This window comes from Streptomyces sp. NPDC057654 (assembly GCF_042800135.1).
Classification (GTDB): domain Bacteria; phylum Actinomycetota; class Actinomycetes; order Streptomycetales; family Streptomycetaceae; genus Streptomyces.
Window position 1 is genome coordinate 1 of record NZ_JBHVHQ010000491.1, and the last position, 6,454, is coordinate 6,454.

The following is a 6,454-nucleotide window of genomic DNA, read 5'->3' on the forward strand; positions in this document are numbered from 1 at the left end:
TCACGGCACTGGTGATCGGCCACGCGGTGATGGTGTCGGTGATGACGATGACGCCCGTGCACCTCGCCCACCACGGTGCGTCGCTCAGCGTCGTCGGCTTCACGATCAGCCTGCACATCGCCGGGATGTACGCCCTGTCGCCGCTGGTGGGATGGGCCGCCGACCGGCTCGGCCGGGTACCCGTGATCCTGCTCGGGCAGGCGGTCTACGTCGTCGCGACGCTCCTCGCCGGCACCTCCGGCGGCGACCGACGGGCGGTCACCGCGGGGCTCTTCCTGCTCGGCGTCGGCTGGTCCTGCGCCACCGTCGCGGGCTCCACGCTGCTCACCGAGTCCATCGACGCCGCACACCGCTCCGAGGTCCAAGGCGTCTCCGACACCCTCATGAACCTCGTCGGAGCGGCGGGCGGCGCGCTCTCCGGCGGCCTCGTGGCCGTCGTCGGCTACGGCGGCCTCAACGCCGCCGCAGCCGTGCTCGTCCTGCCCGTCAGCGCCTGCGCGCTGTTCTTCAGCCTACGAACGCGCTCGACGCGGTGAGCCGCAGCGCCGTGTCGATCAGCGGAACATGGCTGAACGCCTGCGGGAAATTGCCCACTTGGCGCTGGAGCCGGGGGTCCCACTCCTCGGCGAGCAGCCCGAGGTCGTTGCGGAGCGAGAGCAGCTTCTCGAACAGCTTGCGCGCCTCGTCCACCCGGCCGATCATCGCGAGGTCGTCGGCGAGCCAGAACGAGCAGGCCAGGAAGGCCCCTTCGTCGCCCTCCAGCCCGTCCACGCCCGCGTCGTCGCCGCTCGTCGGGTAGCGCAGCACGAAGCCGTCCTCCGTGGACAGCTCCCGCTGGATCGCCTCGATGGTCCCGATGACCCGCTTGTCGTCCGGCGGCAGGAACCCCATCTGCGGGATGAGCAGCAAGGACGCGTCCAGCTCCGTGGACCCGTACGACTGCGTGAAGGTGTTCCGCTCCTTGTCGTACCCCTTCTCGCACACGTCGCGGTGGATGTCGTCGCGCAGCTCGCGCCACTTCTCCAACGGGCCGTCCACATCACCCGATTCGATGAGCTTGATGGTCCGGTCGACCGCCACCCACGCCATCACCTTCGAGTGCACGAAGTGCCGGCGCGGGCCGCGCACCTCCCAGATGCCCTCGTCCGGCTCGTCCCAGTGCGACTCCAGGTACTGGATCAGCTTGAGCTGGAGGACGCTCGCGTAGTCGTTGCGGGCCAGGCCCGTCATGTGCGCGAGGTGCAGCGCCTCGGTGACCTCGCCGTAGACGTCGAGCTGGAGCTGGCCGGCCGCGCCGTTGCCGATCCGCACCGGCCCCGAGTTCTCGTACCCCGGCAGCCACGACAGCTCGGCCTCGCCCAGCTCCCGCTCGCCCGCGATCCCGTACATGATCTGCAAGTTCTCGGGGTCGCCCGCCACGGCCCGCAGCAGCCACTCGCGCCAGGCGCGGGCCTCCTCGCGGTAGCCCGTGCGCAGCAGCGAGGACAGGGTGATCGCCGCGTCCCGCAGCCACGTGAAGCGGTAGTCCCAGTTGCGGGAGCCGCCGATGTCCTCGGGCAGCGAGGTGGTGGGCGCCGCCACGATGCCGCCGGTCGGGGCGTAGGTCAGCGCCTTGAGGGTGATGAGCGAACGGACGACGGCGTCCCGGTAGGGCCCGTGGTACGTACAGTGCTCCACCCACTCCCGCCAGAACTCCTCCGTCGCCTCCAGCGCGCCCTCCGGTTCGGGCAGCGCGGGCGGCTCCTTGTGCGAGGGCTCCCAGCTGATGGTGAAGGCGACCCGTTCGCCCGGCGCGACGGTGAAGTCCGCGTAGGTCGTCAGGTCCTTGCCGTAGGTCTCCGCCTCGGTGTCGAACCACACCGAGTCGGGCCCGGCGACGGCCACCGTGCGGCCGTCCGGGCCGGTGTGCACCCACGGCACGACCCGGCCGTAGGAGAAGCGCATCCGCAGCGCGGAGCGCATCGGCACCCGTCCGCTGACGCCCTCCACGATCCGGATGAGCTGCGGCGCTCCGTCGCGCGGCGGCATGAAATCGATCACCCGGACCGTGCCGCGCGGCGTGTCCCACTCGGATTCGAGTACGAGGGAGTCGCCTCTGTAACGGCGCCGGTCGGCCGGCGGCGGCGTGGCCCCGGACGCATGGGCGGGGCCGATGCGCCAGAAGCCGTGCTCGTCGCTGCCGAGCAGTCCGGCGAAAACGGCATGGGAGTCAAAGCGGGGGAGGCACAGCCAGTCGGCTGTCCCGTCCCGGCAGACGAGGGCGGCGGTCTGCATATCGCCAATCAGTGCGTAATCCTCGATGCGCCCGGCCACGTGCATCTCCAGTCGAACGGCCACGTCGCCCCGAAGGGCTCTCTTGCGGTCAAGCGATCTTCGACGAGCTCTTGTTCCGGGAAGGGGCGGGGTAGTGCCAACGCCGGCCGGCTCGCTGCTGTGTCCGTGCAGGATACGACGCCCAGTTGGTGTGACGCGCGACGGTCGGGACAGGAACCTGAGCCGAATGGGTGGCCTGTGACCTCGCCGCTACGCAGGGGTCCCGCCATCGCTACACAGGGGTCCCCACGCCGCTACGCAGGGCGCATACCGCGCCGCCGAGCGTCGTCGGGAGCGACCGCCCCAGGTCGCTGATACCCTGGTAGCCCGTGGACCGGTGGGAGCAGAACCCCCGAACCGCAGCGACGGCGGCCCCCGGAATTCCGGGTCGGCGCCGATTCGCATTTCACCTCGCGACCACGGGAGCCCCCTCTTGGCCATTGCCGCAAAGCCCACGACGACCAAGCACCTCTTCGTCACCGGGGGTGTCGCCTCCTCGCTCGGCAAGGGCCTCACCGCCTCCAGCCTGGGCGCGCTGCTCAAGGCGCGGGGCCTGCGGGTCACGATGCAGAAGCTCGACCCGTACCTGAACGTCGACCCGGGCACGATGAACCCCTTCCAGCACGGCGAGGTGTTCGTCACCAACGACGGCGCCGAGACGGACCTGGACATCGGCCACTACGAGCGCTTCCTCGACGTCGACCTGGACGGGTCCGCCAACGTCACCACCGGCCAGGTCTACTCCACCGTGATCGCCAAGGAGCGGCGCGGCGAGTACCTGGGCGACACGGTGCAGGTCATCCCGCACATCACCAACGAGATCAAGCACCGCGTCCGGCGGATGGCCACCGACGACGTCGACGTCGTCATCACCGAGGTCGGCGGCACCGTCGGCGACATCGAGTCGCTGCCGTTCCTGGAGGCCGTGCGCCAGACCCGGCACGAGGTCGGCCGCGACAACGTCTTCGTCGTGCACATCTCGCTGCTCCCGTACATCGGCCCGTCCGGCGAGCTCAAGACCAAGCCGACCCAGCACTCGGTGGCCGCCCTGCGCAACATCGGCATCCAGCCGGACGCCATCGTGCTGCGCGCCGACCGCGACGTGCCGACCGCCATCAAGCGCAAGATCTCGCTGATGTGCGACGTCGACGAGGACGCGGTGGTGGCCTGCAAGGACGCGCCGTCGATCTACGACATCCCCAAGGTGCTGCACACCGAGGGCCTGGACGCCTACGTGGTGCGCCGCCTCGACCTGCCGTTCCGCGACGTGGACTGGACCGAGTGGGACGACCTGCTCAAGCGCGTCCACGAGCCGAAGCACGAGGTGAAGGTCGCGCTGGTCGGCAAGTACATCGACCTGCCCGACGCGTACCTCTCGGTCACCGAGGCCATCCGGGCCGGCGGCTTCGCCAACCAGGCCCGCGTGAAGATCAAGTGGGTCACCTCCGACGACTGCACCACCCCGGCCGGGGCCCAGGAGCAGCTCGGCGACTGCGACGCGGTCTGCATCCCCGGCGGCTTCGGCGACCGCGGCGTCAACGGCAAGGTCGGCGCGATCACCTTCGCCCGTGAACGCGGCATCCCGCTGCTCGGCCTCTGCCTGGGGCTCCAGTGCGTGGTCATCGAGGCGGCGCGCAACCTCGCGGGCATCGAGGGCGCCAACTCCACCGAGTTCGACCCGGCCACCGCCAACCCGGTCATCTCCACCATGGCCGAGCAGCTCGACATCGTCGCCGGCGAGGGCGACATGGGCGGCACGATGCGGCTCGGCATGTACCCGGCGAAGCTCGCCGAGGGCTCCATCGTCCGCGAGACCTACGACGACCAGCCGTACGTCGAGGAGCGCCACCGCCACCGCTACGAGGTCAACAACGCCTACCGCGCGGAGCTGGAGAAGAAGGCCGGGCTCCGGTTCTCCGGCACCTCCCCGGACAACAAGCTGGTGGAGTACGTCGAGTACCCGCGCGACGTGCACCCCTACCTGGTCGCCACGCAGGCGCACCCGGAGCTGCGCTCCCGCCCGACCCGCCCGCACCCGCTCTTCGCGGGCCTGGTGAAGGCGGCCGTCAAGCGGCAGCAGGGCTGACCTATACGGTGGACCGGGGTGCGGGCGTTTTGCGGCCCGTGCCCCGGTTCCGTCGTTCAGGAGGACGTACATGGGTATCAAGGACACCGCCGCCGAGTGGCAGGTCACCGCGACCGCGACGCCGTTCGTCGGTAACAAGACCAGTGTCCGCACGGACGAGGTCGTCATGCCGGACGGCGCCGCCGTCACGCGCGACTATCAGGTCCACCCCGGTTCCGTCGCCGTCCTCGCCCTCGACGACGAGCAGCGCGTCCTGGTCCTCAACCAGTACCGGCACCCGGTGCGGCACAAACTCTGGGAGATCCCGGCCGGGCTCCTCGACATCCCCGGCGAGAACCCGCTGCACGCCGCGCAGCGGGAGCTGTACGAGGAGGCCCACGTCAAGGCCGAGGACTGGCGCGTCCTCGCCGACGTCTACACCACGCCGGGCGGCTGCGACGAGGCCGTACGGATCTTCCTCGCCCGCGGCGTCTCCGAGGTGGAGGGCGAGCGCTTCGAGGTCTCCGAGGAGGAGGCCGACATGGAACTCGCCCGCGTCGCGCTCCCCGACCTCATCCGCGGCGTCCTCGCCGGCGACCTCCACAACAACTGCCTGGTGGTGGGCGCGCTTTCGCTCCAGGCCGCGCTGGCGGGCGACGGCCTCGACGCGCTGCGCCCCGCGGACGCGCCGTGGCCGGCCCGTCCGTTCGTCGCGTAGCGGCCGGCATCAGCCCGAGGTGGGCTGATGCGCTGATCCGATTGAGTGATCCCAGGGGTGTGCGCTGCCGGGACGCCGGGGCCGGGTGAACTAGGCTCGTGAAGTTCCCGCTCGCAGCCGCGGCGGGCTCGTACGCGCGAGTGGACGGGAGCGTGGCGCGTGACGGATCAGGCGGTGGGGGAGCACAGGGCCGGGGGGCGTACGGCCGCTGCCACCGCGGCGCCGCCGCGCGCGTTCCACGGGCGGCAGCGCGAGCTGAAGGCGCTGCGGTCGGACATCGGCCGGGCCGGGCTCGACACCATCTCCGGGCGCAAGGCGCCCCGCAGCCGGGTGCTGCTCATCGCGGGCCGCCCCGGCTCCGGCCGCACCGCCCTCGCCGAGGAACTGGCCCGGCGGCTGGCCGGGGACTACCCGGACGGCGTGCTGCGGGCGCGGCTCACCGAACCCGGCGGCGAGCCCGTACCGGTCGAGCGCGCCGCCCGCGAACTGCTCCGCACGCTCGGCGTGGGCCCGGTGCCCGGCGCCGACGAGGACGAGCTGTCCGAGGCGCTGCGGACCGCGCTCGACAAGCGGCGCGTGCTGCTGCTGCTCGACGACGCGGCCAGTGCGGAGCAGGTCGACGCGCTGCTCCCGGATGCCCCGGACTCGCTGCTCGTGGCCGTCGCGCAAGGACCGCTCACCGGCGTCCCGGACGTACGGCCGTGCACCCTGGGCGGGCTCGGCAAGGGCGCGGCCGTGGAGCTGATCGGGCGGTTCGCGGGCTCGACCCGCATCACCTGCGACCCGGTCTCCGCGGATTCCGTCGTGGAGGAGTGCGGCGGCCAGCCCGCCGCCCTGGTCCTGGTCGGCGGCTGGCTGGCGGCCCGCCCCAACGCGTCCGTCGCGGACGTCGTCAAACTGCTGCGGGAGATGCCCGCGGAAGAGGGGCAGGAGAGCGGCGGGCGGCCGCTGGCCCGCGCCTTCCGGCTCGCGTACGAGTCGCTGCCCGCCCCCGCCGCCCGGATACTGCGACTGCTCGCGCTGGCCCCGGCGGGGCTGGCCGACGCCCACACCGCCTCCGCGCTCGCCGGCTGCTCGCTCTCCGCGGCCCAGTCCACGCTGGAGGACTTCGTCGCGCAGGGGCTGCTGCACCCGGCGGACCTGTCCGGTGAGGACGCGGCCGCGTGGCCGCAGTACCAGGTGCCCGGTTCGCTGCACCCGATGCTGCGGGCGCTGCTCGCCGCGCAGGAGCGCCCGGCGGAGGCGGAGCTGGCCCGCGCGCGGATGCTGGAGCGGACCGTACGGCAGCTGCACTCCTGCCGGGCGGTCACCGAGCCCGCGGATTCCGCGGCGCGCAAGAGGCTCGCGGAGGCGCCCCG

Annotated in this window: 5 protein-coding genes; 4 read left to right on the forward strand and 1 reads right to left on the reverse strand. The window is 72.0% G+C overall.

The annotated features are described in order from the left end of the window. Positions 1-536: MFS transporter (locus ACFU99_RS28705; RefSeq protein WP_384397487.1), on the forward strand; the 536-nt coding region annotated here is incomplete at its 5' end. Here the strand turns inward: ACFU99_RS28705 and ACFU99_RS28710 are convergent. Further along, positions 508-2,319 carry a glycoside hydrolase family 15 protein gene (locus ACFU99_RS28710; RefSeq protein WP_384397499.1) on the reverse strand — a complete coding sequence of 604 codons (1,812 nt, stop codon included), beginning with the start codon at positions 2,317-2,319 and terminating at the stop codon, positions 508-510. The genes ACFU99_RS28705 and ACFU99_RS28710 overlap by 29 nt on opposite strands. 427 nt (positions 2,320-2,746) lie before the next feature. Here ACFU99_RS28710 and ACFU99_RS28715 point away from each other — a divergent pair, with 427 nt between their 5' ends. The 3 genes from ACFU99_RS28715 to ACFU99_RS28725 all read left to right on the forward strand — a co-directional run. Next, a complete protein-coding gene (locus ACFU99_RS28715) occupies positions 2,747-4,399 on the forward strand; it encodes a CTP synthase (protein ID WP_384397490.1) in 1,653 nt (550 codons plus the stop codon). Positions 4,400-4,469: 70 nt separating this feature from the next. Continuing rightward, a complete protein-coding gene (locus ACFU99_RS28720) occupies positions 4,470-5,096 on the forward strand; it encodes an NUDIX domain-containing protein (protein ID WP_384397493.1) in 627 nt (208 codons plus the stop codon). Positions 5,097-5,255: 159 nt separating this feature from the next. Further along, on the forward strand, positions 5,256-6,454 hold a 1,199-nt coding region (locus tag ACFU99_RS28725; protein ID WP_384397496.1), incomplete at its 3' end, for an AAA family ATPase.

Bases quoted from the DNA above. Each gene is read 5' to 3' on its own strand.
- ACFU99_RS28710 (WP_384397499.1), bottom strand. From the start codon at position 2,319: ATGCACGTGGCCGGGCGCATCGAGGATTACGCACTGATTGGCGATATG.
- ACFU99_RS28720 (WP_384397493.1), top strand. From the start codon at position 4,470: ATGGGTATCAAGGACACCGCCGCCGAGTGGCAGGTCACCGCGACCGCG.